18 protein-coding genes are annotated in these 23,516 nt (G+C 70.5%); 13 read left to right on the forward strand and 5 right to left on the reverse strand.

What is annotated here, in order from left to right:
* Positions 1-12 precede the first annotated feature (12 nt).
* The gene (locus ACFCXS_RS32855) at positions 13-1,359 is read right to left on the reverse strand and encodes a jacalin-like lectin (protein ID WP_376647002.1); all 1,347 of its coding nucleotides are present in this window, start codon (positions 1,357-1,359) and stop codon (positions 13-15) included.
* Positions 1,360-1,571: 212 nt separating this feature from the next.
* On the opposite strand from ACFCXS_RS32855, the gene ACFCXS_RS32860 reads away from it, so the two are divergent.
* From ACFCXS_RS32860 to ACFCXS_RS32915, 12 genes are all read left to right on the forward strand, one after another.
* Complete coding sequence (locus ACFCXS_RS32860) at positions 1,572-2,270, forward strand: GntR family transcriptional regulator (RefSeq protein ID WP_376647003.1); 699 nt, start codon at positions 1,572-1,574, stop codon at positions 2,268-2,270.
* A gap of 210 nt (positions 2,271-2,480) precedes the next feature.
* Positions 2,481-3,839, forward strand: a complete 1,359-nt coding sequence (locus ACFCXS_RS32865; RefSeq protein ID WP_376647004.1) for an MFS transporter — start codon at positions 2,481-2,483, stop codon at positions 3,837-3,839.
* Positions 3,840-3,865: 26 nt separating this feature from the next.
* Positions 3,866-4,825, forward strand: coding sequence for a transketolase (locus ACFCXS_RS32870; RefSeq protein ID WP_376647005.1), 960 nt, complete (start codon positions 3,866-3,868; stop codon positions 4,823-4,825).
* Positions 4,822-5,826 carry a transketolase family protein gene (locus tag ACFCXS_RS32875; protein WP_376647006.1) on the forward strand — a complete coding sequence of 335 codons (1,005 nt, stop codon included), beginning with the start codon at positions 4,822-4,824 and terminating at the stop codon, positions 5,824-5,826. Before ACFCXS_RS32870 ends, ACFCXS_RS32875 begins: the two co-directional genes overlap by 4 nt.
* Positions 5,827-5,882: 56 nt before the next feature.
* Positions 5,883-6,650, forward strand: a complete 768-nt coding sequence (locus ACFCXS_RS32880; RefSeq protein WP_376647007.1) for an SDR family NAD(P)-dependent oxidoreductase — start codon at positions 5,883-5,885, stop codon at positions 6,648-6,650.
* Positions 6,651-6,925: 275 nt separating this feature from the next.
* Positions 6,926-7,543 carry a DsbA family protein gene (locus tag ACFCXS_RS32885; protein WP_376647008.1) on the forward strand — a complete coding sequence of 206 codons (618 nt, stop codon included), beginning with the start codon at positions 6,926-6,928 and terminating at the stop codon, positions 7,541-7,543.
* Positions 7,544-7,587: 44 nt separating this feature from the next.
* Positions 7,588-8,394 (forward strand): MBL fold metallo-hydrolase, encoded by an 807-nt coding sequence (locus tag ACFCXS_RS32890; protein WP_376647009.1) that lies wholly within the window; start codon positions 7,588-7,590, stop codon positions 8,392-8,394.
* Positions 8,395-8,396: 2 nt separating this feature from the next.
* A complete protein-coding gene (locus ACFCXS_RS32895) occupies positions 8,397-8,807 on the forward strand; it encodes a nuclear transport factor 2 family protein (protein ID WP_376647010.1) in 411 nt (136 codons plus the stop codon).
* Positions 8,808-9,398: 591 nt separating this feature from the next.
* On the forward strand, positions 9,399-10,250 hold the full coding sequence (locus tag ACFCXS_RS32900; RefSeq protein WP_376647011.1) for a fumarylacetoacetate hydrolase family protein: 852 nt from the start codon (positions 9,399-9,401) through the stop codon (positions 10,248-10,250).
* An 11-nt stretch (positions 10,251-10,261) separates the two neighbouring features.
* Positions 10,262-11,599 carry an L-fuconate dehydratase gene (locus tag ACFCXS_RS32905; RefSeq protein ID WP_376647012.1) on the forward strand — a complete coding sequence of 446 codons (1,338 nt, stop codon included), beginning with the start codon at positions 10,262-10,264 and terminating at the stop codon, positions 11,597-11,599.
* Positions 11,596-12,354, forward strand: a complete 759-nt coding sequence (locus tag ACFCXS_RS32910) for an SDR family NAD(P)-dependent oxidoreductase (RefSeq protein WP_376647013.1) — start codon at positions 11,596-11,598, stop codon at positions 12,352-12,354. Before ACFCXS_RS32905 ends, ACFCXS_RS32910 begins: the two co-directional genes overlap by 4 nt.
* Complete coding sequence (locus tag ACFCXS_RS32915; RefSeq protein ID WP_376647014.1) at positions 12,351-13,361, forward strand: aldo/keto reductase; 1,011 nt, start codon at positions 12,351-12,353, stop codon at positions 13,359-13,361. The genes ACFCXS_RS32910 and ACFCXS_RS32915 overlap by 4 nt, the downstream gene beginning before the upstream one ends.
* A gap of 255 nt (positions 13,362-13,616) precedes the next feature.
* On the opposite strand, the gene ACFCXS_RS32920 is transcribed toward ACFCXS_RS32915, so the two are convergent.
* Positions 13,617-16,652: a glycoside hydrolase family 2 TIM barrel-domain containing protein gene (locus ACFCXS_RS32920; protein ID WP_376647015.1), complete on the reverse strand. Its 3,036-nt coding sequence runs from the start codon at positions 16,650-16,652 to the stop codon at positions 13,617-13,619.
* 226 nt (positions 16,653-16,878) lie between these two features.
* On the opposite strand from ACFCXS_RS32920, the gene ACFCXS_RS32925 reads away from it, so the two are divergent.
* Positions 16,879-17,943 carry a LacI family DNA-binding transcriptional regulator gene (locus ACFCXS_RS32925; protein WP_376647016.1) on the forward strand — a complete coding sequence of 355 codons (1,065 nt, stop codon included), beginning with the start codon at positions 16,879-16,881 and terminating at the stop codon, positions 17,941-17,943.
* A gap of 53 nt (positions 17,944-17,996) precedes the next feature.
* On the opposite strand, the gene ACFCXS_RS32930 is transcribed toward ACFCXS_RS32925, so the two are convergent.
* The 3 genes from ACFCXS_RS32930 to ACFCXS_RS32940 form a co-directional block, all read right to left on the reverse strand.
* Positions 17,997-19,760 carry a cellulase family glycosylhydrolase gene (locus ACFCXS_RS32930; RefSeq protein WP_376647017.1) on the reverse strand — a complete coding sequence of 588 codons (1,764 nt, stop codon included), beginning with the start codon at positions 19,758-19,760 and terminating at the stop codon, positions 17,997-17,999.
* Positions 19,761-19,857: 97 nt separating this feature from the next.
* Positions 19,858-21,360 (reverse strand): glycoside hydrolase family 43 protein, encoded by a 1,503-nt coding sequence (locus ACFCXS_RS32935; protein ID WP_376647018.1) that lies wholly within the window; start codon positions 21,358-21,360, stop codon positions 19,858-19,860.
* A gap of 4 nt (positions 21,361-21,364) precedes the next feature.
* A complete protein-coding gene (locus ACFCXS_RS32940) occupies positions 21,365-23,512 on the reverse strand; it encodes an alpha-galactosidase (protein WP_376647019.1) in 2,148 nt (715 codons plus the stop codon).
* Positions 23,513-23,516 lie beyond the last annotated feature (4 nt).

Consider the following 23,516-nt stretch of genomic DNA (forward strand, 5'->3'; position numbering starts at 1 on the left):
CGGGAGAACGCGTCAGCGCTTCGTGTAGATGAAGCCCAGCTTGTCGACCTCGGTACCGGCGCGCCCGTGGAACCCGGCGATCTGCCATCCTGATGGCGCGGTGCGCGTCACGCAGTCGGACGTGGTGGTTCCGCCGGACAGGCTCCTGCCGAGGTTGGTGGTGAACTTGGCAGAGAAGATCCGTGTGCGGCCGTCCTTCTCTCCCTGGCACAGCTGGGCGGAGCTGAGGAACTCCCCGCTGCCCAGGTTCAGGGTCGACACCGTGCCGCCGGTCCCGCCGTGACTGATGGTCTTCCCGTTGCCGAGCGTGAGGCCGACGCCGTCGACACGGGTGCCGCTGCGCAGCGAGAGGCTGACCGGGCGTGCGCCCGCCGGTACGGCGTCGATGTCGTTGTAGAAGTCGCCGTGCGGTCCGCCGAACTGGTCGCTGAGCTGGAAGTCCGCGGCGCGCGACCAGGAGAAGTCCACCTTGATCGGGTCGTGGTCGGACAGCATGAGCCCGCCATCGGTGAGGAACTTGGAGTGCTCGTTGTTGTACGAGGTGGCGTCGAGGGAGACGAGTTTGCTGTCGCGGTACAGGACCTTGTCCACGACCTCGCAGGTGTTGGGCACGGTGGGGCCGGTCTGGTCGCAGACCAGGGCGTCGCTGCCCTTGGCGGGCGGGGTGCCGCCGCGGATGAGCTGGACCCAGGGATCCGTCAGGCCGTTGGCGGCGGCGAACTCGGCGATGGTGTCGCCGGAGCGCGTGTAGCGGGTGTTGGTGTCGCCCATGACGACGACGGCGTTCCCGGCCGAATGGCTCTTGATGAAGGCCGTCAGCTGGTCGAGGTTGTCCGCCCGCGCGGTCAGGTCGCCGGGGTTCGTTCCGGCGTTGGTGTGCAGGTTGTAGAAGTCCACGTACACGCCCTCGGCGAGACGCTGGCGGATGAAGGTGAACCCCTTGGGCGTGAGGCAGTCACCGGAGTCGAACTGGCAGGACTTCCAGCGCACCCGCTCGAAGTCGTCGCTGTCGTAGGGGAGTTTCGCCAGGGTGTTGAGGCCGCTGCCGATCCCCGCACCGCCGCTGGTGGGGGTGCGGTAGGCGTGCGCGGTGTCGCCCGCGTAGAGGAAGGCGTGGTAGTTGAAGTCCTCCTGCACGTTGACGATGTCGTACGGCGCGATCCGCCGGCCGATCTCGGTGGTGGCGGGCTCGCGCGGGGTGGGAGCGCTGGAGATGCTCTCCGGCAGGCCGGCGACGTTGTAGGCGAGGACGCTGAAGGAACCGGACGCGGGGTCTGCGGCAGCGGCGGGGGACGTGTTCGTGATGAACCCGCCTATGGCCATGGACGCCACCGCGATGGAGGCTGGAAGTCGGCGCATGAAACCGGGGCTCCTGACAACGGGGAGTGGGGAGGGGGAACTTACCGCTGGTAACCCGCACTGTCGCCGACTGCTCGGTTAAGCGAGACCGAATCTTGACCGACGGGTCCGGACCAGACCGGCGGTAGCTTCGGGTGTCAGTGCCGACTGTCAACAGATGACAGGTGTTCGGTTACGATGAGTTTCCCCGGAGCCTGAAGGAGGCCTGGTCCGTGACCGGTCCGACGTTGTCCAGTCTGGCCCGCTCGACGACCCTGCGGGAGCAGGCGCTCCAGACGCTGCGAGCGGCGATCACCAGTGGCCGGTACCGGCCCGGTGACCATCTGGGCGAGGTGGAGATCGCGGAGCGGCTGGCCGTGAGCCGCGGGACCGTGCGGGAGGCGCTGCGTCACCTCCAGCAGGAGGGGCTGGTCACCGCCGGCGCCCGGGGCATGCTGCGGGTGTCCCGGCTGTCGCCGGCCGAGGTGCGGGAGTTGTTCCAGGTCCGGGAGGCGCTCGAAGGTCTGGCGATCACGCAGATCATCGAGTCGTCGCCGGGGCCCGAGGCGCTTCGGTCCCTGCGGGACGCCGTGGCGCGGCTCCACGCCGCCGTCGAGTCGGGCGCGGACCTGAGTGCCAAGGTGGAGGCCGACCTCGCCTTCCATCTGCTGCTGTGTGAACTGTCGGGCAACTCCGTCCTCCTGAAGACCTGGCGCGGGCTCGAGGGGCCGATCCGGGTGGTCGTCATGAGCGCGGCGGCCGAGCGGCGTGAGGTGGCCATGGCTGCGTCGGCTCATCTGCCGCTCGTGGAGGCGATCGAGCGCGGTGACGCGGCCGCGGCGCAGGGTGTTCTGCGCGCCCACATGGCCGCCGCCGTGGAGCAGCTCGGTGCCGCGGACGGGGACACCGGGGACGACCGACCCGTTCACTGACACCTCCCTCCTTCTGGAAAAGGCCTGGAGAGGCCCACCGGAAGGCCCACCGCAAAGGCCCATCGGCGACCGCTGGTGGGTCTTTTTCGTGGCCAGGGGTTGACACATGCGGACGCACTCCCCAGAGTCGACTCTCGACTGTTAACAGTCAACAGCCAACAGGGGCGGTTCAGGGACGGACCGCTCCGTCAGCGATCAAGGAGGATCGGCATGGCTGCTTCCCCGCCCCCAGGGCCGTCGGCCCAGGGCTCCCCCGAGCGCATGAGAGTCGCCGTCGGCTGCGGTGTCGGCGCGACCATCGAGACCTACGACTTCATCGGCTTCGGCACGGCCGCGGCGCTCTACTTCGGAGATGTGTTCTTCCCGGACTCCGACCCCCTGTCCGCCACTCTGCTGTCCTTCGCCACGCTGGGCATCGGCTTCGCCGCCCGCCCCCTCGGCGGTGTGATCGCCGGCCACCTGGGGGACCGCATCGGGCGCAAGCCGGTGCTGGTCGGATCGCTCTTGCTGATGGGCGTGGCGACGGTCCTGATCGGCTGTCTGCCCACCTACCAGATGGTCGGTGTCTGGGCCCCGGTGCTGCTCGTCGCCGTCCGCGTCGTCCAGGGACTCGCCTTCGGCGCGGAGTGGGGCGGCGCCATCCTGATGACCTTCGAGCACGCGCCGTGGCGACGACGCGGTCTCTACACGGGAATCACCCAGGCGGGCTTCCCCGTCGGTCTGCTCCTGGCCAACCTGGCCTTTCTCCTCAGCCGGCACACCCTCGACGACAACTGGGCCTGGCGGGTGCCGTTCCTGCTGAGCGCCGTACTGATCGCGGTCGGCATCTTCATCCGGCTCAAGATCGACGAATCCCCCCAGTTCGAGGAGTTGAAGGAGTCCGGCGACGTCGCCAAGAACCCACTGGGGGAGGTGCTCCGCAAGGACTGGCGGGGTCTGCTGCGGGCCTTCTGCCTCAGGACCACGGAAACGGCCGGTTACGCGGTCTCGGTCACCTTCGTCCTCTCCTACCTGAACGACGACCGCGCCCCCGACGTCTCCAGCGGTGTCAGCCTCACCGCGCTGGTGACCGCCGCGGCCCTGGGCATCGCCACCACGACAGGGTGGGGACTGCTGTCCGACCGGGTGGGACGCCGACCGGTGTACCTGCTGGGCTGTGCCGTGACCCTGCTGTGGGGCTTCCCGCTGTTCCTGCTGGTCAACACGGGCACTGCCGCGCTCGTCCTGGTCGCCTTCGTGATCAGTTACACGGTCTGCCAGAACTCCCTGGCGGGCGTTCAAGGGGCCTGGTTCTGCGAGCTGTTCGCCACCCGGACCCGAACCGCCGGCACGTCGCTCGCCTATCAGCTCTCCGCCGTCGTCTCCGGGTTCACGCCCATGATCGCGACCGCGCTGTACTCCGCCGTCGGATGGACCGGCCCGGCCGCCCTCTTCAGCTTCTACGGGCTGCTCGGTCTCGTCGCCGCAGTACTGACCCGCGAGACCTGGGGAGCACCCGAACGGCGGCAGGCCGACCTGGCCGCCCGGACAGCGCGCGACACCACCGCTCCCGCCGCCCTGTCCCACTGACCCGCAATCCAGAAGAAGGAGTTGACGTGGCCTCCACCGCCACCCCTACGCAGGCCGCCGGTCCGCGGACCGCCCCACCCGCGTCGCACGCCGAGCGACTGCGTGCTCTGCGCGAGTCCGCGTACCGCATCCGCACCCACGCCCTGAACATGGCCGAGGTCCAGGGCCAGGGCTACGTCGGACAGGCGCTCGGTGTGGCCGACATCCTCGCCGTCGTCTACCAGGACGTGCTCAACCACCGTCCCGAGGACCCGGAGTGGCCCGGGCGGGACAGGCTGCTGCTCTCCATCGGGCACTACGCCATCGCCCTGTACGCGGCGCTCGCGGAGGCAGGGGTGCTCGACACCGCGGAACTGGAGACGTACGGAAGTGACGGCTCCCGCCTGCCCATGTCGGGCATGGCCTCCTACACGCCCGGCATGGAGATCTCCGGAGGCTCGCTCGGGCACGGCCTGGGCATCGCCGCCGGACTGGGGCTCGGCCTGCGCCACCAGGGCAGCCGCGCACACGTGTACAACCTCCTCTCGGACGGCGAACTGGACGAGGGTTCCACCTGGGAGGCCGCCCTGGCCTGCGCCCACCACGGCCTCGACAACGTCACCGCCATCGTCGACGTCAACGCCCTGCAGGCCGACGGACCGACGAACGGCGTGCTGCGCACCGAGCCCGTCACCGACAAGTGGGAGGCGTTCGGCTGGCACGCGCTCCGGGTGGACGGCAACGACGTCGACGCCCTCGTCGCGGCCTTCGACAGCCTGCGCACCCACCGGGGCTCGCCGTCCGTGCTCGTCTGCGACACCCGCGTCGGCCGCGGTGTGCCGATGCTGGAGACGCGGGAGAAGGCGCACTTCATGCGGGTCGAGGAGCACGAGTGGCAGATCGCCCGGGACCAGCTGACCGAGCGGTTCCACGCCGAGTGCGCCGACCGGCACGCCGGCCGAAACGCAGCCACCACAGCCACCGCAGACGAGGAGCACACCGCATGAACACCGTCGGCGCCCCCGCAACCGGCACGCGCAGGCTCACCACCTCCGCCATGATCGCTTCCATCGCGGAAGACGGGCAGCGCACCACCAAGGCCCCCTTCGGGCACGCCCTCGCCCGGCTCGCCGACGAACGGCCGGACATCGTCGGTCTGTCGGCGGACCTCGCCAAGTACACCGACATGCACGTCTTCCGCGAGGCGCACCCCGAACGCTTCTTCCAGATGGGCATGGCGGAACAGGCGATGCTCGGCGCGGCCGCGGGGCTCGCAGAGTCGGGCCTGACCCCGTTCGCCTCCACCTACTCCGTCTTCGCCACCCGCCGTGCCTACGACTTCCTGTGCCTGGACATCGCCGAGCCGGGACTGAACGTCAACGTCGTCGGCGCCCTGCCGGGACTGACCACCGGCTACGGCCCCAGCCACCAGGCCACCGAGGACCTGGCGATCCTGCGTGCCATGCCCGGTCTGACCATCGTGGATCCGGCGGACTCGGTCGACATCCAACAGGCAGTACCCGCCCTGGCCGCGCACCCCGGCCCCACCTATCTGCGACTGCTGCGCGGCGCCGTCCCCACCGTGCTCGACGAGTACGACTACACCTTCCGGCTGGGACGCGCCGCCGAACTGCGCGGCGGACGTGACGTGTTGTTCATCTCCACCGGCCTGATGACGGTACGCGCGCTGTCGGCGGCCCGGGAACTCGAACGCGACCACATCGACGCCGCGGTCCTGCACGTGCCGACCATCAAGCCCTTCGACCGCGAGGCCGTCGTCCGGGAAGCGGCGAAGGACCGACTCGTCGTCACCCTCGAGAACCACAGTGTGATCGGAGGCCTGGCGGAGTCCGTCGCCGCCTGCCTGGCCTTCGCCCGGGTGACGGCCCACCTCGTCCCCGTGGGGCTGCCGGACGAGTTCCTCGCCGCGGGCGCACTGCCGACGCTGCACGACCGGTACGGCCTGTCGGTGGCGGCGATCAAGGACCTCGTCCGCCGCGAACTGTGAATCCGAGAGACACCGGCCCGACCACCGTGACCTCACCGCCCCCCTCAGGAGCCCGCATGACCACCCCGAACAGCCCGCGCACCGCCCTCGTCACCGGAGCCGGGTCCCGCCGCGGCATCGGCCGCGCCACCGCGCACGCGCTCGCAGCCGACGGCTATGCCGTCGCCGTACTCGACCTCGACAAGGAATCCGCCGAGGAAGCGGCTCGCGAAGTGGCCGCCCGCCACGGGGTCGAGACCCTCGCCCTCGCGGCGGACGTCACCGACGCCGACGCCGTCGACGCGGCGATCGCGCAGGCGGAAGCGGCCCTGCCGCCCATCGGCGCGCTCGTCAACAACGCGGGGATCACCTCGCCCGTGCCGTTCCTGGACGTCTCGCCCGCCGAATGGGACAGGATCTTCGACGTCAATGTGCGCGGTGGCTTCCTGGTCACCCAGCGCGTCGCCACGGGCATGGCGGAACGAGGATTCGGTCGCATCGTCTTTCTTTCCTCCGTCTCCGCCGAACGTGGGGGAGGGGTCTTCGGAGGGGTGGCCTACTCGGCGGCCAAGGCCGGACTCCTCGGCTTCGCCCGGGCGCTCGCCCGCGAACTGGGCCCGTCGGGCGTGACGGTCAACTGCGTGGCACCCGGGCTCATCGACACCGACATCACGCAGGGCAAGCTGGACGACGCCCGCAAGGCTGCCATGGTGGCGGACATCCCCGTGCGCCGGATCGGGGGCGTCGACGACGTCGCCGAGGTCATCGCCTTTCTGGCGCGGCCCGGCTCCGGATATGTCACCGGCGCCACGTACGACGTCAACGGCGGGTCCCACATCCACTGAGACGAACCGGGAGGAGGGGCCCGCTGCGTCAGCGGGCCCTCTCTCGTGACTGAAGCGTGCGGGCGGTCGCTTTCTCGGCGACCTTTTGAACTGCGGCACAGGCCTGTGTTCACCGGTCGGGGCAAGGACCGGCGATGACCGCCGCTCGGCCCGGGGCACCAGCTCGTGTGGCGAGCGACACGTCGCCATGGAAATATCTGACACGTCAGGGACTGTTGGGTCAGGTGAAATCGCCCGCACCGGGCGGGTGCCCCACCGTTGCGCTGAGGTCCTCGATGAAGCTCATCTACGTTTTCGACGCCTACTGCGGCTGGTCCCACGGGTTCTCCAGGACCCTCCATGAGGTGGTCTCGCGGCATCCGGAGCTCGATGTGGACGTCGTCTCCGGAGGCCTCTTCACCGGGCACCGCCGAGTGCCGATCCGCGAGTTCGGATACGTCCAGGGCGCGAACGCCAAGATCGCCGAGCTGACGGGGGCCGAGTTCGGCGAGGCGTACGACCGGCTGATCGCCGACGGTTCGTTCGTGATGGACTCCGAGGCCGCCGCACGGGGCGTCACCGCCCTGCGCCAGGGCGCGCCCACGCGGGACGTCGAGCTTGCCGGCGCACTCCAGCGGGCCTTCTACGTCGACGGCCTCAGCCTCTCCGACCCGGCGACGTACCGGAAGGTCGCCGAGGAGGCCGGACTGGACGCCGATGCCGTGATCGCCGCCTTCGAGGCACCCAGGGCTCAGGAGGCGGCCGAGGCCGACTTCCGCCGGGCCGCGGCCCTGGGCGTCACCGGATTCCCCACGCTCCTCGCCGTCGACGGTGACCGGGTCACCCTGCTGGCCTACGGAAACGCCACCGCCACCGAGGTCGAACAGCGGCTCTCGTCCCTCACCGCCCACTGAGCCTCCCCCCGTCCCCAGCCACCCCACACCGCAAGGAACCAGCGATGAGCACTCTCTCCTTCAAGGTCCTCGACCTCGACTTTCCCGCGGGCAGCAAGAACAAGACCGCCACCCTCGTCACCGGCGAGAACGAGGCACTCCTCGTGGACGCCGCCTTCACCCGCGCCGACGGTCACCGCCTGGCCGCCGAGATCCTCGACTCCGGCAAGAAGCTGACCACCGTCTTCGTCAGCCACGGCGACCCCGACTTCTACTTCGGCGCCGAGGTGCTCGCCGACGCCTTCCCGGAGGCGAGGTTCGTCGCCACCCCGATCGTCATCGAGCACATCCGGCACTCCTACGAGGGCAAGCTCAAGGCATGGGCGGCCGTGGGCGAGAACCTGCCGACCCGCCTCGTCGACCTGGAGCCCCTGACCGGCGGCCTCACCCTCGAAGGAAACCGTTTCGAGCTCAAGGGCGGCCCGGCCGATCTCCCCGACCGGCACTACCTGTGGCAGGCGGAGCACCGCGCGATCCTGGGCGGTGTGCTGCTCTTCCAGCAGGAGCACGTCTGGGTCGCCGACACACCGACCCCCGGTGACCGCTCCGCGTGGATCGTCCTCCTCGACGAGATGGCCGCCCTGCAGCCGGAGCTCGTGGTCCCCGGACACCGACTGCCCGGAGCTCCCGCCGACACCTCCGCCATCACCGCCACCCGCGAGTACCTCGTCGCCTTCGAGGAGGAGCTCGGCAAGGCCGCCGACGGCGCCGCGCTGACCGACGCCCTCGTCAAGCGCTACCCCGACAACGGCATGCTGATCGCCGCCCAGATCGGCGCGAAGGACGCCAAGGGCGAAATGCAGTGGGGCTGACCATGAGCGAGTTCACCACCTCCACCGCCCCCGCGGACGTCGTACGCCGCCAGTACCTGGCCTCCGCGGCCGGTGACCTGGCCGCCCTGCGCGCCACGCTCGCCCCCGACGTGGAGTGGACGGAGATGGCCGGCTTCCCCCTCGCCGGCACCTACCGCACCCCCGAGGGCGTCACCGCCAACGTGATGGAGAAGCTCGGCCAGGACTGGGACGGCTGGGCGGCCCACGACGACACCTACGTCGTCGACGGCGAGAACGTCGTGGTCCTCGCCCGCTACACCGCGACCCACAAGGGCACCGGCAAGCCGGTCGACGTCCGGGTGGCTCATCACTTCGTGGTGCGCGGCGGCCTGATCGTCCGCTTCGAACAGTTCACCGACACCGCGCTCGTCCGCGATGCCATGACCTCGTGAGGCCTTCCTGAGGCCCTCCTGGTGCATCCGGCCGCCGCTGTTGAGGCTGTGCAGCGGCCGGACGTGCCCGCGGCCGACTGACGTCGACCGGACTCCTGACGGCAGGCTCCCGGCATTCACGGACGCCGGGAGCCTGCCGTCACTGCTGCCGTCGACCGGGCGCGGTCAGCCGGCGCACCGGAGTGCACCGAGGACCTGCTGGTGGCCGCGAGGCGTGTGAGCCACCGCGCGGCGGGCCTGACACTGCAAAGCCGTGGGTCATTGCTCCGATGTATCTCGAGGCTGCGGACGCCTCTGCGGCGATGCCGCGGTGGCAGGGCCCCGCCGCCGCCGATGTGCGCGCCGCGGGTGGCGCACTGCCCCACAGTCCCGGCCGTGCCTGCCGCACCCTGAACGCCTCTCCGGCGTCGTTGGCCTGCTTCGGTCGGAGGGATCGCCTGCGAGTTGGGGAAATACGTCCGAGGTATCCGTTGCCAGCTGGTTTCTCTTGCGTTTACAGTCGCGCTGACGTCATACATCCGATGACTGGGGAGGCGCGGGACAGGCCGTCGCCTCCCCTCCGGGAACCGTCCAAGGCAAGGGAAAACCGCAGTGAAATTGCTGAGAGTCGGCGCAACCGGCGAAGAGCGCCCAGCTGTCCGTACCGGCGACGGCCGGCTGCTGGACCTGTCCTCCGTGACCTCCGACATCGACGGCGCGTTCCTCGCCTCGGACGGCATCGACCGTGCCCGCGCCGCGATCGCGGCGGGAAGCCTCCCCGCACTGGGCGCCGACGGGCTGAGGACCGGCCCGCCCATTGCACGCCCCGGCAAGATCGTCTGCGTAGGCCTCAACTACCGGGACCACGCCGCCGAGACCGGTGCCGCGATCCCCGAACGGCCGGTGGTGTTCATGAAGGACCCGGCGACCGTCGTCGGACCCTACGACCGGGTGCTCGTCCCGCGTGGCTCGGTGAAGACCGACTGGGAGGTCGAACTCGCGGTCGTCATCGGCCGCCGGGCCCGTTACCTGGACGGCCCGGAAGCCGCCCGGGCCGTCATCGCCGGGTACACGATCAGCCATGACGTCTCGGAGCGGGAGTTCCAGCTGGAGTACTCCTCGCAGTGGGACCTCGGCAAGTCCTGCGAGACCTTCAACCCGCTCGGCCCGTGGCTGGTCACGGCGGACGAGGTCGGCGACCCGCAGAACCTCGGGCTGCACCTCAGCGTCAACGGCGTGAAGCGGCAGAACGGACACACCCGGGACATGATCTTCCCGGTGGACCACATCGTGGCCTATCTGAGCCAGTACATGGTCCTGGAACCGGGCGACGTGATCAACACGGGTACGCCGGCGGGTGTGGCCCTCGGTCTGCCCGGCACTCCCTACCTCCGCCCGGGCGACACCGTCGAACTCTCCGTCGACGGCCTCGGCAGCCAGGGCCAGACCTTCGGCCAAGCGTGAAAGGGCCGCCCGTGACCGTCACCGCAGCCAGGATCACCGCGCTCGACACGTACGACGTCCGCTTCCCCACCTCGCGGGAACTGGACGGCTCCGACGCGATGAACCCGGATCCCGACTACTCCGCCGCCTACGTGGTGCTGCGCACCGACGCCGCCGACGGTCCGGAAGGCCATGGTTTCACCTTCACCATCGGGCGCGGCAACGACGTGCAGGTCGCCGCTGTCGACGCCCTGCGCCACCATGTCGTGGGACGTTCCGTCGCGGAACTCTGCGACGACCCGGGCTCGCTCAGCCGCGACCTGATCGGCGACAGCCAGCTCCGCTGGCTCGGCCCCGAGAAGGGCGTGATGCACATGGCCATCGGCGCCGTGGTCAACGCCGTGTGGGACCTGGCCGCCAAGTGCGCCGGGCAGCCGCTGTGGCGCCTGCTCGCCCACGCGGAACCCGAGTGGCTCGTCTCCCAGGTCGACTTCCGGTACCTCACCGACGCCCTCACCCCCGAGGAGGCCCTCGCCCTCCTGCACAAGGGCCGAGCGGGGCTCGCCGACCGCGAGGTGACGCTGCTGGAGCGCGGCTACCCGGGCTACACCACGTCCCCGGGCTGGCTCGGATACCCGGACGACAAGCTCACCCGGCTGGCCGAGCAGGCGGTCGACGACGGGTTCACCCAGATCAAGCTCAAGGTCGGCGCCGACCTCGGCGACGACATCCGGCGCCTGCGCACCGCCCGCGCGGCCGTCGGCGACGGCATCCGCATCGCCATCGACGCAAACCAGCGGTGGGGAGTGGCCGAGGCGATCGAGTGGACCAGCGCGCTCGCCGAGTTCAAGCCGTACTGGATCGAGGAACCCACCAGCCCCGACGACATCCTCGGGCACGCCGCCGTGCGCCGGGCCGTCGGCCCCGTCAAGGTCGCCACCGGCGAACACGTGCAGAACCGTGTCGTCTTCAAGCAACTCCTCCAGGCCGGTGCGATCGACGTGCTGCAGATCGACGCGGCACGGGTCGGGGGAGTGAACGAGAACCTGGCGATCCTGCTGCTCGCCGCGAAGTTCGGGGTGCCGGTGTGTCCGCACGCCGGGGGCGTGGGACTGTGCGAGCTGGTGCAGCACCTGTCCATGTTCGACTACCTCGCCCTGTCCGGGACGACCGAGGACCGGTCCATCGAGTACGTCGACCACCTCCACCAGCACTTCGACGTGCCTGTGATCATTCGGGACGGGCACTACACCGCCCCCGTCGACCCGGGCTTCTCCGCCACGATGCGCGAGGAGTCCATCGCCGCCTACCACTTCCCGGACGGAACTTTCTGGGTCGCCGACCGCGCCCGGCAGGAGAGTGACACATGAGTGAACTGTCAGGACTCAGGGCCCTCGTCACCGGCGGCGCGTCCGGAATCGGGCTCGCCACCGCACGCGCGCTCGCCGGTCGGGGCGGGGCGGTGGCCGTGCTCGACCTCGATCCGTCCGGGGTGCCCGAGCCGCTGTACCCCCTCAAGGCGGACGTCCGGGACGACACGTCGGTACGCCTCGCCGTGGAGGAAGCGGCCACGCGCCTCGGCGGTCTCGACATCGTCGTCAACAACGCCGGCACCGGAGCGATCGGCACGGTCGAGGACAACCCCGACGAAGAGTGGCACCGGGTCATGGACGTCAACGTCCTCGGCGTCGTGCGCACCACCCGCGCTGCCCTGCCGCATCTGCGGCGCTCGGCGCACGCGGCGATCGTCAACACCTGCTCGATCGGCGCCACCGCCGGCCTGCCGCAGCGCGCCCTCTACTGCGCGAGCAAGGGCGCAGTCCTGTCGCTGACCCTCGCCATGGCCGCCGACCACGTCCGCGAAGGCATCCGCGTCAACTGCGTCAATCCCGGCACCGCCGACACGCCCTGGGTGGCGCGGCTCCTGGACGCCGCCGACGACCCCCAGGCGGAACGGGCCGCCCTGAACGCCCGTCAGCCCATGGGGCGCCTGGTCACCGCGGACGAGGTCGCCGCCGCCATCGTCTATCTGGCGTCTCCGGCCGCCGCTTCCGTGACCGGTACGGCCCTCGCCGTCGACGGCGGCATGCAGGGGCTCAGGCTGCGCCCGGCGGCCGGCTCATGAAGACGGCGACACTGGGCAGCACCGGTGTCCGGGTCACCGAGCTGTCGTTCGGGGCCGCGGGGATCGGCAACCTCTACCGCCCGATCACCGACGAGGCGGCCCTCGCCACGGTCGACGCAGCATGGGACGCGGGCATCCGCACCTTCGACACCGCACCCCACTACGGGCTGGGCCTGTCCGAGCGCCGCCTGGGCGCGGCACTGCGTGAGCGCCCCCGGAACACGTACACCGTGTCCACCAAAGTCGGGCGGCTGCTGGAGCCGGACCCGCAGGGCGGCAAGGGCGACGACCTGGCACACGGCTTCGCCGTGTCCGACACGCACCGGCGCGTCTGGGACTTCAGCGCCGACGGGGTGCTGCGCTCCCTGGAAGCGAGCCTGCAACGCCTCGGCCTCGACCGCGTCGACGTGGCCCTGCTGCACGACCCGGACGACCACGCCGACCAGGCGTTGCGCGAGGCGTATCCGGCGCTGGAGCGGCTCCGCGCCGAAGGTGTGATCGGGGCGATCGGCGTCGGCATGAACCAGTGCGCGCTGCCCGCCCGTTTCCTGCGGGAGACCGACATCGACGTCGTCCTGCTCGCCGGCCGCTACACGCTGCTCGAACAGGAGGGCCTCGCCGAGACGCTGCCGGAGGCCGCCGCTCGCGGCAGGAGCGTCATCATCGGCGGGGTGTTCAACTCGGGGTTGCTGATCGCTCCGGAGCCCGGCGCGATGTACGACTACGCGCCCGCCCCGCAACCGGTGCTGGACCGCGCGCTGCGGCTGAAGGCCGTCGCCGAACACCACGGCGTGCCACTGCGCAGCGCCGCCCTTCACTTCCCCCACGGCCACCCCGCGGTCGCGAGCGTCCTGACCGGGGCCCGCTCCGCCGAGGAGGTGCGCGACACCGTGGCCCAGCTGCGGCACCCGGTCCCGCCCGCCCTCTGGGACGAGTTGCGCGCCGAGGGACTGCTGGCCCCGGACACGCCGACGCCCGCCGGTACGCCGTCGGAAAAGCAGCCATGAGCGGGGCTCCGCGCCGGGCGTCGGCAGAGGTGGTCGGCTGAAGGGTTCCGAACGAGAGCAGGCCGCCCGTGACACACCGCCGTGCGGCAACCCCACTCCTGGGGTCGCCGCACGGCGGTGTGTCATGCCGCTCCTACGGCATCACAGGGCAGTCCACTTCTGGCTGTTAGCTCCCGAGCGTGTCTGTCATCGCGCCGGAGCAGGAGTTGATCGGCCGGCCCCCGGCGTTCACCGGTGCCGGGAGCCGGCCCTTTCTCACCCGGCCTGAAGCGCCGTGAGCACGAACGTGAAGTCGGCGGGCCCGACTTCGAGCCGGTACCCGGGCAGGACCCCCGGTCCGACGGCACCGGAACCCAGCCCCTGCACCACGTGGTCGGTGTGCAGGTGCACCGTCGGTCCGGCGGTCAGGTCGGTCTGATGCCGGGCTTCGGCCAGGTGCCGGTCGCTCCACCTGCGGGCCGCCAGGTTGAACAGCTCAGCCCCTTCGACGCGCAGCCCCGCGCCCTTCTCGTCGACGATCTCGGCCCAGCGCACATCGGCCCGGTTGCCGTTGTCCTGCGGTCGCACGTACGGCGTCTGCAGCTCGTCGACACTCGCCCGGAACCGGCCGACCCGGGCCGCCTGCCGGGAGTCGGGGTAGGACTCACCCGGTCCCGCACCGAACCAGGTGACCCGCGACCACTCCCCGGGCAGCTCCCAGTGCAGGCCGATGCGGGCGAGGGAAGGCGCCTTGTTCCGGCGCTGGCGCTCCGCGTACTCCTCCGGCGCCAGGTCCGCTTCCACCATCGCCTCCTGGAAGCGGTCGTCCCGCTCGGGCCAGTGGCCGACCGGCTCGGTGTGGACGCGCACCCGCAGGCGCTGCCCGTCCGTCTCCCAGCGGTACGTGGTGAGGTAACCGCAGTCCGAAGCGGAGGCGGCACTGCGCACCACGACGGTCAGCCCTGCCGCGTCCGGATCGACGGACACCGTCCGATGACGCAGCCGCTGAAGGCCGCGTGCCTCCCAGTACATGGCGTCGCGCTGGGCCCAGGCGCGGTCGTTGTCGGTCGGCGCCCGCCACAGGGACAGCCGCGGCCCGTCGAACTCGTGGTCGCCGAGGCCGAGCAGGCGCCCGGTGCCGCGGTCGAAACGGGCCGGGCCGAGCAGGATCTGCGGGCCCGTCGTCTCGGCGGCCTCGAGTTCCGAGCCCAGTACAGCGCGGACGGCCTCTCCGCCGGAGGGCGGCAACGCGACCTGGCCCCAGGCGACCACATGACCCTCGGCGGCCCATGCGGCGGGCTTCGCCAGCTCTGCCTGCACGGTCAGCCAGCACTCGCCCTCGTCGTGGCCGTTCGCAGCCGCGGACGGCAGTGGGATCTCGGTCTCCTCTCCGGCGTCGAGGTCCGGCGTCGCGATCGTGCCCGCGTCGACCAGGACGCCGTCCCGGGTGAGAGACCAGGTGAACCGCAGATGTGACAGGTCGACGACGTCGTAGCGGTTGTGCACGCGGAGCCGGCCGGGCACGCTGCCGGGGCCCATGACGACGGGCTCGATGACCTTCTGGTACTCCAGCAGACCCGGTGACGGCGTGCCGTCGGGGAAGGCGAGTCCGTCGCAGATGAAGTTGCCGTCGTGCACCTCCTCCCCGAAGTCGCCCCCGTAGGCGAAGAACGCATGGCCCTGGTCGTCGGTGGTGCGCAGGCCCTGGTCCTTCCACTCCCACACGAACCCGCCCTGCACCCGCGGGTACCGGTCGCACAGCTGCATGTACTCGGCCAGTCCACCGGGACCGTTGCCCATCGCGTGGGCGAACTCGGTGTAGATGTAGGGCATGCGGTTGCGTGGCTCGTCCGCCGGATCGCCCTCGCCGTCGGCGGCCGGGTAGAACTTCTCGCCCGGCCGCAGCAGACCCCGGCCGATGCGGGCGACGTTGGCCGGCGTGCGGTACATCTCGCCGTAGAGGTCGACGTAGCGGGCCAGGCGGTCGCCTTCGTAGTGGATGGGCCGGGAGGGGTCCCGGTCGCGGATCCAGGCGGCCATCGCTTCGAGGTTGCGGCCGTCGCCGGCTTCGTTGCCCAGCGACCAGGAGATGACGCTCGCGTGGTTCTTGTCGCGTTCCACGGTCCGCTCGGCACGGTCCAGATACGCCTCACGCCACCGGGGGTCGCCGGACGGGTTGCCCGACCAGGGCTCCGGCTTCGTCATCTCGAAGCCGTGTGTCTCCAGGTCGCATTCGAGCATGACCCACAGGCCGTACTCGTCACACAGATCGAGGAACGCCGGGTGGGGCGGATAGTGCGAGGTGCGTACGGCGTTGATGTTGTGCCGCTTCATCGACAGCACGTCGTCGCGCATGTCGTCGACGGTGACGCAGCGGCCGCGGTCGGGATGGAACTCGTGCCGGTTGACACCGCGCAGGACCACCCGACGGCCGTTGACGGTCAGGACGCCGGAGTCGGTGACGGCGACCGTGCGGAAACCGATCCGGGTCCGGACCTCCTCCCCGTGCGTGGCGATCACGGCGTCGTAGAGGTGGGGGTCCTCCGCGCTCCACGGCCGTACCCCCTCGAAGGTGAACGTCTCGGTGACGGAGGCGCCCGTGACCCTGAGCGCGGGGATGCTGACCGTGGCCTCAGCGTCCGTGTCCACGTCGATCCGCAGCCGGCCCGCGCCGGTCACCGTGTCGTAGCCGGCGTGCACGAAGACGTCCCGGATGCCGTCGGCCGGGCGGGCCAGCAGGGACACGTCGCGGATGATCCCGGCCAGCCGCCAGGTGTCCTGGTCCTCCAGATACGTTCCCGACGAGTACTGGTGGACCCGCACCGCCAGCACGTTGCGTCCCGGCCGCAGCGCGTCGGTCACGTCGAACTCCGCGGCCAGGCGGCTTCCCAGGGTCACGCCGAGCTCCACGCCGTTGAGCCAGACCTGCGCGCACGACTCCACGCCCTCGAAACGCACCACGGCGGGCGTGTCCGCCCATGACTCGGGCAGCTCGAAGACGCGGCGGTAGTCACCGGTCGGGTTCTCGTCGGGGACGTACGGGGGATCCAGGGGGATGGGGTGGGGGATGTTCAGGTACACGGGCTTGCCGTAGCCGTGCAGCTGCCAGTGGGAGGGGACGGGCAGCCGGTCCCACTCCCCGTCGTGGAAATCGGGGAGCTCGAAGCCGTCCGTCTCGACGAGTCCGGTGGGCGAGAGACGGAAAGCCCAAGGACCGTTCAGGTCGATCCTCGGGGCGCTCGAGGAAAGGGCGGATCGGGGGCTCGTCCTGCCGTAGCCGGGGGAGAGCGCCTCGAAGTAACGCGGGGGCATAACGCTCCTTTTTACGCGTTGCGAAAGTATCGCGAGCGGTCTGGGTGTGAAAGGTGTCCCACGTGTGGTGTCGTGATCGGCTTTGTGCCTGGTCAGAAGAGCTTTACGGAGTACTCCGGCGGCCCCTGCCGATTGCGAAAGTCCAGGTATGCTTTCGTGATCCCCCGGGGTCGCGAAGGGGGTGCCGGAATGACGGCCTCACTGGGCGAGGGATGGGAAAGGCAACGTGCCGGACAACCGATCAGAAGCGCCTTCCACGGAAGAGACGGAAGAGTCGGAAGAACAGAGCACGGGCGGTGGAGGGCCGGCGGCCGTCACCATCGCGTACATCGCCGAGTCCGCCGGCGTCTCCGTCCCCACCGTGTCGAAGGTACTCAACGGGCGGTCCGGCGTGTCCGACGAGACCCGGGCCCGCATCGAGGAACTGATCCAGCGGTACGGCTACCGCAAGCCGCCGAAGAACCGCAGCAACCTCGTGGAGCTCGTGTTCCGCGAGCTGGAGAGCATGTGGGCCGTGGAGATCATCCGGGGGGTGGAACGGGCGGCCCGCAGGAACAAGGTCGGTGTCCTGGTCTCGGAGTTCGGTCTTCACGACACACCGGCCAGGACCATCGACGAGACCGTGGGCCGGCGCCCGCAATGCGTCCTGTCCGTGGCGTGGCTGTCCGAGGACGAGCGGGACCAGCTGAAGGCGAAAGGCATCCCGTTCGTGGTGTTCGACCCGAACGGCGAACTCCCCGACGACGTACCGTTCGTCGGTGCCACCAACTGGAGGGGCGGCCAGGCCGCGACCCGGCACCTCATCGAACTGGGGCACCTGCGCATCGCCATGATCACCGGACCTGATCATCCTTTCTGTCTCGCGCGGACCTCCGGCTACGTCTCGGCACTCGCCGAGGCCGGTCTGCCGGTGGACCCGGAGCTGATGGTCAAGACCCTGCTCACCCGCGAGGACGGCTACGCCGCGGCTCGCGAACTGCTCTCCCGGGACGATCGCCCCACCGCCGTCTTCACCGCCAACGACATGCAGGCCCTCGGCGTCTACCAGGCGGCGCGCGAGCTGGGACTGGGCATCCCGGAGGACCTGAGCGTGGTGGGCTTCGACGACGTACCGGCCGTGGCCTGGGTCGACCCGCCGCTGACCACGGTCCACCAGCCCCTCGCCGACATGGCCGTGGCCGCCACCGAACTGGCGCTGGCATTGGGCCGTGGCGAGGACGTTCCCCAGGTCGGACTGGAGATCGCGACCACGCTCACGATCCGGGAGAGCACGGCCCCGCCCAAGAGCTGAGGGAGGAGGGGGAGAACCCCGGGTGCCAGGAAGGCACCCGGGGCGAGGCACGGTCAGGCGACGGTTCCCGTCACAGAGTCCCCGTTCTTGGTGACGCGGTACGTCACGGTGGCTCCGCTCCAGAAGTGGAAGGTGAGCGTGGCCTGCGCACCGTCCTTCAGGGCGTTGAGGTAGGTGGGGGTCAGGGTCAGGGCGTTGCCCGAGTAGTCGGGGGAGAAGGCGTCGTTGAACGCCTGGTAGGGCGTCCAGGCGGTGTTGCCGGCGACGCTGCCGTCGGCGTACTTGGACTCCATGGTCGCCAGCTGGTCCCCGCGGAACTGGGTGGGGATGCTGAGCCCTCCGGAGGTGTCGCCGCTCGCGCCCGAGAGCACCGGCCTGTCATACGTGATCACGTAGAGGTTCCAGGGGACGCCCGCGGAGAAACGGGCCTGGATCGTCGCGTTGGTCCCGTAGGCGCGGTTGCCGGCCAGTCTGGTGAGAGCGGAGGCCGTGAGGGTCAGCTGGTTGCCGGAGACGGTGTAGTCCCGGCCTTGGACGAGTCGTGTGTTGCCTTGCCAGAGGCCCCGGAACGTTGTTCCGTTCGGGTTCAGTGTGAGTGTCTTGGCAGTGATGGCGCTCGACTTCGCCAGGAAGATCTGGTCCGAGGACGCGGTTCCCGAGCGGGTGGTCCAGCTGGACTTGATCGCGGCGAACAGCGCCGGGTCGCTCCACTTCAGCGTCGTGCGGTTGAAGTAGTTCCAGCTTCCGCCGTCCCACAGGGCCGTGGTCGCACCGGCGGTACGGGCGTAGTAGCCGAGCTCCTCGTAGTACTTCAGCACCTCGCCCCGCTCGATGCGGGAGGGATGGTTGTTGTCCGGGTAGCCCAGCAGGCCGTACTCGCCCAGGTAGGTGGGGATTCCCTGGGAGACGAAGATGGTGCGTATCCGGGTGAACGTGTCGGTCATGTCCTGCTGGGAGGTGGCGTCGTACCGGGTGCCGCCGGCGACGTTCACGCTGAACGGGAAGTAGCCGTAGTAGTGCACGGTGGCCGCCAGGTTGGGGTCGTTCATCGACTTGATCTGGCCGGCCAGGGGATCCATGCGTGCCTGGGAGGGCGTGCAACCGAGAGTGGGCAGGAACAGCAGGCGTGTCGCGTTGTTGCCGCCGGACTGGCGCACCACGGTGCGGAATGCGCTGTTCAGTTCGGCGTTGTACTGGATGCCCTGGGCCTCGGTGGTGTTGTTGAACTGCGGCTCGTTGTTGCCCTCGAAGAGCAGGGTCTGCGGGGAGTTGCGGAAGGTGGCGGCGATCTGGGTCCAGGTGGCCTTGAAGCGGGTCAGGACGCCGTCATGGTTGGTGGGCATGTCGGCGATCCACTGCCACGAGTCGTGGTGGACGTTGATCACGACGTAGAGGCCGTCGGCCAGGGCCAGGTTGACGGCGTTCTTGACGGAGGCCATCCACTCCGCGTCGATCGTGTAGGGGGCCGTCGTGGACTGGTGGTCGGTCCAGGTGACGGGGATCCGGACGCTGCGGTATCCCTGTGCCCTGATGGCGTCGAACAGGGCCTTGGTGGGTACCGAATTGCCCCAGGACGTCACGTCCGGAAAGGCGTCGAACGTGTTGCCCAGGTTCCAACTGGGCTGCATCGCCGCCACCGTGTCCGCCGGGCTCGCCGCGAGCGGCGTGATCCGGGTCGGGAGCGAGCCCTTGTGGGCGGGGGCGGCGAGGGCCGCGGTGCTGGTCACCCCGATCATGGTGACCAACGCCAGCAGCAGGCCGAGCAGGCGACCGGGGCCGCGGCTTCGGCGACCGGTCAGGTGCTGCGTTCTCTGCATCTTTGACCCTTTTCTGTCGGCCGGGCGGGGGGTCCGCCCGTGGGGGGAAATGCGTTCAGATGGTCGGGGAGGACGCCTGGCGGACGGCGTTGCCTGGTCAGGAGTCCTGTGGGGTGTAGTCGAACCAGTCGAAGTGGACCGTGCCGGCGGCGGCGTACATGCCGATGACCCGTCCGGTGAAGCCGCCGGCCACCTCGGTCGACAGGTAACGGCCGTCCAGGGAGCCGAGTTCGGTGAAGGTGCCGTCCGGTTCCTCGACACCGAAGGCGAGGATGTCGGGCCCGGTGCGGGGGCCCAGGTCCGGAGCGGGGGAGAAGCGGACGCCCAGCACCACGGGACCGGCGGGCGCCGGCCGGGAGGCCAGGACCGTGCGCAGGGTCCCGGCGCGGGCGAGCACCCGGACCTCGCCCTCGGACGCCTCGATCTCGTAGTGGTGCTCCTCGTCGTAGCGGACGGCGAGACCGCCGCGACCCTGTTCGGTGTCGATGCGGGTGCGCGCCTCGCACGCCAGGTGCTGCTGGCGGCGGCCGACGAACACGGCGTCCGGCTCGTCCAGGGAGTCGCCGCGCGCACGCAGGGTCAGCCAGCCGGAACGTTCCTTGGTGGTGCAGTGCTCCGGGGAGCGGCCCCGCGGGGAGATCCACTGCGGCCGGAGTTCGCTGAGGTCGAAGTCGTCCCGCACCGGCTCGGCCGGGCCGGGTACCAACGGCCAGACAGGAGTCGGTAGTTCGGACGGGACCTCGCCGACCACGGGCCAGCCGTCCACCCACTCCACCGGCACCAGGAAGGTCTCCCGGCCCAGCACGTGCCAGCCCGGTGTACCGCCGCGCGGCCGGACCCCCAGGAGCACCATGCACCACGAGCCGTCGGGCGCCTCGACGAGGTCCGCGTGACCGGTGTTCTGGATCGGGCGGTTGGTACCGCGGTGGGTCAGCACCGGGTTGTGCGGGCACGGCTCGAACGGCCCGGAGGGAGAGGTCGCGCGGGCGATCGAGACGCTGTGGCCTCGCTCGGTGCCGCCCTCGGCGATGAGCAGGTACCAGTACGCGCCGATGCGGTACAGGTGCGGTGCCTCGGGGGCCTGCGCGCCGGGGGAGCCGGACCAGATCTTCTGCAGCTCCCCGAGCGTCTCCCCCGTGGACGGGTCCAGACGGACCTGACCGACCCCGGCGACCGTGCACCAGCAGGTGCCCTCGTCGTCCCAGGCGATGTCCGGGTCGATGCTGGGGAGGCCCGGCACCGGTACCGGATCCGACCAGGGGCCCGCCGCGTCGGTGGCCGTGACGAGAATGTTGCCGCCGCCGGCGACGTTGGTGACGATCAGCCAGAAGCGGCCGTCGTGATGGCGCAGAGTGGGCGCGTAGATGCCCGCCGAGGAGGGCAGTTCCGGCGGCAGCCGCAGCTGGCTGGGCCGGTCCAGGACGTTGCCGATCTGTGTCCAGTGCACCAGGTCGCGACTGTGGAAGACGGGGATGCCGGGGAAGTACTCGAAACTGGAGCAGACCAGGTAGTAGTCATTGCCCACACGGCAGACGCTGGGGTCGGGGTGGAGACCGGGGATGACGGGGTTGCGCACGGCAGCTCCCTGATTCTCTGACACGTGTTCAAGTCCTGTTCTTCATCGGGTCGTCGCTGTGGGCGAGACGGAGCAGCACCGCGGACGGAGCCGTGGGCAGCGCCACCGTGAGGTCGGCGGTGTCGGGGTTCCAGGTGGCGTCGGCCCGGCTCGCGGTGGGGTAGAGCATGTCGAGGCGAGCCGCGCAGCCTTGGAGGTGCGGCAGGGCGAGACGCGTCGTGGCCTCTGCACCGGGACGGCGCCACACCGTCAGGTACGTGGTGCCGGGGGTGCGCAGGGCCAGGGCGAGCCACGGGTCCTCCCAGGCCGGCAGCCCGAGCGGCCAGGTGGGGACGGCCCGGGCCAGGTCGTTGCGGACGGCCTTGTACACGGCGACGGCCTCGTGCACCAGGGCCAGCGCCTCGGGCCGCAGGTCCGGCAGCAGGCCCGACAGATGGATGCGGCCGAGGAGGGCGTTGGCCATGGTGAAGGCCACCTCGTCCAGGGAGTCCTGCGGCAGCGGGTAGGCCCAGACGGCGCCCTGCTCGGGGGTGACCGCAGTGGGGGCGGAGGCGGCGATGGGCGCGTACAGCTGGAGATTCTGCTGGTCACTGGTGGATTGCAGCTGCAGCCGGGACAGCAGCGCGTAGTCCCAGCGCATACCGCCGGACGAGCAGTTCTCCACCACCAGGTGCGGATGGCGGTCCAGGATGCCGTCGAGCCAGTCGAGGTGCGCCCGGTTGTGGCCGAGCAGACCGGCGCCCGGGGTCTCCCCGGGGTGGGCACTGGTGCCGGAGCCCGGGTCGATGTTGTGGTCGAGCTTGAGGTAGCCGACGCCCCACTCGCCTGCCAGGCGGTCCACGACCCGGTCCAGGTGGGCGCGGGCGGCGGGGTGGCGCAGGTCGAGGTGGTGGCGGCCGGCCTCCGTGACGCGGACACCGTCGCGGCGGAAGAACGCCTCGTCCGGGAGGGACTCGGCCAGGGGACTGCGTACACCGATCACCTCCGGCTCCAGCCACAGACCGGGCACCATGCCGCGCTCCCGGATCCGGTCCAGCACCTCGTGGATCCCGCGCTCGCCGGGGAAACGCGAGGCGGCGGGCTCCCAGGCGCCCACGCTGTCCCACCAGCCGCCGTTCTCGCCGTCGTACCAGCCGGCGTCGATGACGAAGTACTCCGCGCCCGCCTCGGCCGCCGCGTCGATCAGCGGCAGCAGCTTCTCCGTGGTGGGGTCGCCCATCAGGCAGTTCATGTAATCGTTGAAGATGACGGGGAGTCGCTCGTGGTCCGGGTGCGGGCGGCGGATGGCGCGGCGGTAGCGGGTGAGCGCGGCGAAGGCCTCGTCCGGGCCGCCGTCCTCATGGAAGGCGAGGGCCACCGGCACGGTGGTGAACTCGGCACCCGGCTCGAGCGGATGACGCCAGCCGTGGTGGGTGTCGTTCGGGCCCGACAGGGCCAGGTAGGCCAGCGTGTCGCGTTCGCCGCACTCCCAGTGCCAGCCGCCGCCGTTGTGCTCGATCTGCCACAGCCAGGTGCGGCCCGTGCCACGGTCGGTCAGACCGCCCATGGGCAGCCGGCCACAGCTGGACCACACACCCCGCCCGGTGCGCGTGAACTCGCCCTTGCCGTTGTCGTAGACCACGCGGTCGCCGAGGAAGGGCGAGGTCACCCGCATCGGCTGTCGCTGCCACCGGCATTCGGCGACCCAGTCGTTCTCGGCCCACAGCACGTCCGTCGCCTCGATGGCATCCCGCCCGTCGGCGAGAGCGCCCATGACGAGAGAGGTGACCGACTCCAGGTGGAGGGTGGCCTCCCCGTTGTTGCGCAGGACCACTGCGGCGCGCAGCACGGGCACGCCGTCCGGCGAGCGGTAGGTGACCTCCGACACGAGACCGGTCTCGGGGTCATGGAGTTCGACCGTGAGCACGCGCCACTCGCCGTCGTGCGTCACGCGGTGGGTGCGGTACCGCAGACGGCCGCCGAGGGACGTGTCGATCAGACGCCCGCCCGACCAGTTGCCGCCGTGGCCCGCGGCCGTCACCTCCACCAGGGGCAGCGGAGGCCGGTTGCGCCGCTCCGGAGGCGTGCCGCCGGGGCGGCCGATCCGCGTGAGGCGGGCGACGCCGTCCTCGGCGACGCCGATCTCGACCTCCAGGGCCCGGTGGCCCCATCGGAGAGTCTGCGGTGCGCTGGTCATGGTT

This window comes from Streptomyces sp. NPDC056373 (assembly GCF_042262425.1).
GTDB lineage: Bacteria > Actinomycetota > Actinomycetes > Streptomycetales > Streptomycetaceae > Streptomyces.

Coding starts and splice junctions, on each gene's coding strand:
- ACFCXS_RS32855 (WP_376647002.1), bottom strand. CDS start 1,359: ATGCGCCGACTTCCAGCCTCCATCGCGGTGGCGTCCATGGCCATAGGC.
- ACFCXS_RS32865 (WP_376647004.1), top strand. CDS start 2,481: ATGGCTGCTTCCCCGCCCCCAGGGCCGTCGGCCCAGGGCTCCCCCGAG.
- ACFCXS_RS32875 (WP_376647006.1), top strand. CDS start 4,822: ATGAACACCGTCGGCGCCCCCGCAACCGGCACGCGCAGGCTCACCACC.
- ACFCXS_RS32880 (WP_376647007.1), top strand. CDS start 5,883: ATGACCACCCCGAACAGCCCGCGCACCGCCCTCGTCACCGGAGCCGGG.
- ACFCXS_RS32885 (WP_376647008.1), top strand. CDS start 6,926: ATGAAGCTCATCTACGTTTTCGACGCCTACTGCGGCTGGTCCCACGGG.
- ACFCXS_RS32890 (WP_376647009.1), top strand. CDS start 7,588: ATGAGCACTCTCTCCTTCAAGGTCCTCGACCTCGACTTTCCCGCGGGC.
- ACFCXS_RS32895 (WP_376647010.1), top strand. CDS start 8,397: ATGAGCGAGTTCACCACCTCCACCGCCCCCGCGGACGTCGTACGCCGC.
- ACFCXS_RS32910 (WP_376647013.1), top strand. CDS start 11,596: ATGAGTGAACTGTCAGGACTCAGGGCCCTCGTCACCGGCGGCGCGTCC.
- ACFCXS_RS32915 (WP_376647014.1), top strand. CDS start 12,351: ATGAAGACGGCGACACTGGGCAGCACCGGTGTCCGGGTCACCGAGCTG.
- ACFCXS_RS32920 (WP_376647015.1), bottom strand. CDS start 16,652: ATGCCCCCGCGTTACTTCGAGGCGCTCTCCCCCGGCTACGGCAGGACG.
- ACFCXS_RS32930 (WP_376647017.1), bottom strand. CDS start 19,760: ATGCAGAGAACGCAGCACCTGACCGGTCGCCGAAGCCGCGGCCCCGGT.
- ACFCXS_RS32940 (WP_376647019.1), bottom strand. CDS start 23,512: ATGACCAGCGCACCGCAGACTCTCCGATGGGGCCACCGGGCCCTGGAG.